We start from the raw sequence: 4,134 nt of genomic DNA on the forward strand, positions 1-4,134 counted from the left end.
GACCCCGCAGGCTTGCCGAGGAGGCTAAAGAATCCCGCCCCATGGAAAGCGAGCATCCTGTAATGGAAATCAACATCACCTACTCCTTTTACGAAAATTTGGTAATTTAATTGACAAAGTTGTTTTTCAACAGCGTGTAAAAGCTACTATCTATGATAGTAGCTTTTAATTTTCACCGTACTATTTCCAAAACGCACCCTCAAACTCAACCAAATCGTGATATGGGTACAAAGGTTTCAATAATCTTGCTTTTGTCCATAAATCTGTTGTTTTTTCTAATGCAGCTAAAGACGTTTTATAATTTTCATCTACTGTAATATATTTAACATTACCGAGATGCTGAAGTGAGTACCCAGTTATTTGTTTAAAGAAGGTCTTATTCGCGTAGTCCAATGGGTCACCCTTTACAATGTAATTTGTAAATAGCGGTTTAAACGTTTTTTGGACTTTTTGTGATTTTGCATGAAGTTTTTTCGAACCATCATCTAATAGTACACCTAATGAGTTAAATGTAACGCCCTGTACAAATAGATGATTTTTCAATTTTTTATCATTCTTAAGCTGATAACCTACAAATTGAGCTAAATAACCTCCAAAGGAATGACCAGTAACATATACACTTGAATGCTTATTCTCTTTTTTATTTAATATTGATGTAACCCAGTCATATGCTTGCTGAGCTTGTTGATCTATTACAACTGGTGAACCATTCTCAGGAGTTTCAAATTCAACTAATCTTTGATAAATATCTTGTATATTAATTTTCTTTAATCCACTAAAAGCAAATAGTAAACTATTATTTTTATTATTTTTTAATGCTATTGCAGAAAATCCAATATTACCAGATGTAATGGAAACAAGCCTATAATCGCTAAGATCCTTATGAACTTGAGTAAGTAATGGATCAGCAATCCCTTTATGTTCTCTTAAGCTTTTGCCTATTTCTTTACTTAGAAATGCTTCATAAGAAAGCTCAGATGCTGATAATAATACGCCATCTGGAAGCTTCTCTAGCTCTCTTTGCTCTTGTTGGCTACATCCGGTGGTCGTTGTAAAAAAAGTAAGTACTGTAACGATAAAAATAACTACACGAAAATTCATTAGTAACCTAACCTCCTTTCGACAGTCTCTTTCTTCCATATTATGTCCACGACCATATGACATGTTCATCTTTTCCCCAAAAAAGTAAAAAATTATACATAAAATTATTGACAGTTTTATTTTACAGATGTTATCATATAAATTTTGATATTTCATTTATTAATGTTATACTTAAGTTATAAGAATTTTCGGAGGTGGGTACATTGTTCAAAATTGGCGATCAAATTATTTACCCAATGCAGGGAGCTGCAGTAATTGATTCCATCGAAGAGAAAGTTATACAAGGTGTAACACAACAGTACTACATTATTAACATACCATCCAGCAATTTAAAATTGATGGTCCCTCAAGGGAATGTGTCAAATACGAAAATTCGTTTAGTCGAAGACAAAGAATATTTAAGTAATGTATTAGATGACTTTTCAAATGGTCTTCCTGACGATTCCTTATCTTGGAAACAAAAATATGATACAAACATGAAAAAATTAAAGTCTGGCGAATTACTCGCTGGTGCTCAAGTAGTACGTGATCTAACACTTCAAAGTAGGGAGAAACCTTTAAACCCTAGTGAAAGAGAAATGCTAGACATGGCTAAACGCATGTTTGTTGGTGAACTTAGCTTAATTAAAGGCATATCGCAGCTTGAAGCAACCGAATTAATTGATTCTGCATTAAAATAAAGATTTTTTTAGGAAAAAGAGCTTACTTTAAGCTCTTTTTTTTGATTTTCGAACTTTTTAGTTACTTTAATGAATACCTAGGATGATCAATAATCAAAATAAAGTATGAGTATAGTTTTAAGTCCGGTATGATTTCTATTGTCTTTACCAGTTTTAAAACCAGTTTTAGTTGATTTAGTATTATTATAATAGAAAATCCGGAAGACATTTGAAGTTTCAATATTTTTTTCGAATTCGCTTAAATAGTTTATTTACGGTTGTGGTCATTTTATTTGTAGGCGACGCCATCACTTCACTTCTCTATACAAAATAAAAAAAGACTGCTAACAAAAATGCTAGCAGCCTTTTACTCACTCAGAAGTGAAAATTATAATTTAACTACGTTTTCAGCTTGAGCGCCACGGTTACCTTGAGTGATCTCAAAGCTTACTTTTTGGCCTTCTTCAAGAGATTTGAAACCGTCGCCTTGGATAGCTGAGAAATGTACGAATACATCGTCTCCACCTTCAACAGCGATGAATCCGAAACCTTTTTCTGCGTTAAACCATTTAACTGTACCTGTGTTCATTGTACGAACCTCCATATATACCTGTTTTTTTACACTTAATGAGTATTGTTAAGAAAAAATACACACATTAGAACAGGATGAAAATTCGTCCCTTTTAACACATGAATTGAATTAACCAATTTCTTATTAAGTATGTTCCTATCTTAACATAAAATGAAATGAAAAACAAATTGTGCACGAAGATTAATTAAATTTAGTAATTTTATTATAAAAAATGTGATTTTTTACTTTTCGTTAGCAAGTATTAAACCAACTGGTAAGTTTTTCTTCATAATACTACTAAAGTAACTATTTGGCACTGGTTTGTTCCCTACATAAGGAGAAATTTCAATAGTAAATCCTGGTCGTTTTTTTGCAGCAACATACCAGTCTTTATATCCACCGCCTCCACCTTTGGCAGGAGCGACCAAACTATACCCTGTTTGTTTTGATAATTTTGTAGCAATTGCCTTATCTCTAGCCATTTGAGTTCCTGTTTGATTATAATGCCAGAAAATAATATTTCCTGATGAGTGGTATGCAACTGTATTTTTGAATGAATGTTTATTAGTGAAATCATATAAAGCTTTAGCTTCTGGTTCACTTAAAGCCTTAGTACCTTTATAGTTATCAGGGCCGGGCTTTGACTTATTACCAGAAATTGTACTCCACCCAGCTGGATATTGTCGATTTAAATCTACACCACGTACATTTGCCTTCCAAGCTTTAAAATTCTTGCTACCATTATTTAATTTAATGACCTGATTTGGATTCTTTGCACTGCTCGCACCTTTTTGTACAAGCATTACACCATCAGGATTTACCATTGGTACAAAATAAATAGACGTTTGAGATAATGTTTTTCTTACATCAAAACCAGAAATTTTTGTATTTTTTTCATAAGCACTTGCATATTGATCAAGCATTTCCATTATGACATTTGTTGTCATATGCTCACGAGCATGATGCGAACCATTTATACTAATTTCAGTTTTTCCAGTCCCTAGTTTAATCGCATATAAACTTCTACCATCTACCGATTTACCAATTGTTTCAACTTTAGTAAATCCAGGATACCAAGCATTCAGTTCCTGTAAATCCGCTGTCAATTCTTCATATGAATAATCACCATTTGAGTCAACGTAGTTATAGGTTTTTAACGAAATATCTGCTTTAGGGATCAGTCCCTTAAGTCCTCCAACTTTTACGACATAATAAGAGGAATAAGCTGAATCAATTACTATTTTTTGCTTAGCAGGTATGTTAACCATTGTTGGTTTATTATCACGCGGGAGGACAATTTTAGTATTTCGCACTGCAACAGCCGCCGTAATTTTAACAGGCTGCGTCACGATACTGATCACAGGCAAGGTCCCATTTGGTAAAGGAATAGTTTTATTTTTATCAATATAAGCAGTTTGATTAGAATATTGAATCATTAAATACTGATCCTTCACACCTATTTTACTAAAAACCGTATTTGCTTTAACTGTTCCCCTATTCACTAATTTACCATTTTCATTTAATAATAGAGGTGTATCATTCGTTACTTTAAAGACTTTCGCCGTTGGGTAGATTTCCCATGGAGTTGCATTTCGGACTGCACTTTTCAAAATAGTCCCCGCATTCCCATTATAAGTAACATAGTAAAGGTCATTCTCCTCTTTATCTACTTTTAACTTAACGTTTGCTGGTATTGTTATTGTAGTAGTTGTTGTACCAGTTGTTCCTCCAGTTGTCTCACCAGTTGTTGTGCTGCCTGTTGTTCCTTCCGTTGTCTCACCAGTTGTTGTGCCGTCGGTTGTT

4 protein-coding genes are annotated in these 4,134 nt (G+C 33.5%); 1 reads left to right on the forward strand and 3 read right to left on the reverse strand.

From position 1 onward, the window contains the following. Positions 1–180: 180 nt before the first annotated feature. A complete protein-coding gene (locus COE53_RS22970) occupies positions 181–1,101 on the reverse strand; it encodes a lipase family protein (RefSeq protein ID WP_180242473.1) in 921 nt (306 codons plus the stop codon). Positions 1,102–1,295: 194 nt separating this feature from the next. On the opposite strand from COE53_RS22970, the gene COE53_RS22975 reads away from it, so the two are divergent. Further along, positions 1,296–1,781, forward strand: a complete 486-nt coding sequence (locus tag COE53_RS22975; RefSeq protein ID WP_254664590.1) for a CarD family transcriptional regulator — start codon at positions 1,296–1,298, stop codon at positions 1,779–1,781. A 367-nt stretch (positions 1,782–2,148) separates the two neighbouring features. Here COE53_RS22975 and cspD read toward each other — a convergent pair whose 3' ends face one another. Both cspD and COE53_RS22985 read right to left on the reverse strand, forming a co-directional pair. After that, a complete protein-coding gene (gene cspD / locus COE53_RS22980; protein WP_025568675.1) occupies positions 2,149–2,349 on the reverse strand; it encodes a cold-shock protein CspD in 201 nt (66 codons plus the stop codon). Positions 2,350–2,573: 224 nt separating this feature from the next. Continuing rightward, positions 2,574–4,134 (reverse strand): M14 family metallopeptidase (locus tag COE53_RS22985; RefSeq protein WP_218962890.1); only part of this gene is annotated, 1,561 nt, incomplete at its 5' end.

This window comes from Bacillus sp. AFS029533, assembly GCF_002585125.1.
GTDB classification, from domain to species: Bacteria; Bacillota; Bacilli; order Bacillales; family Bacillaceae_G; genus Gottfriedia; species Gottfriedia luciferensis_B.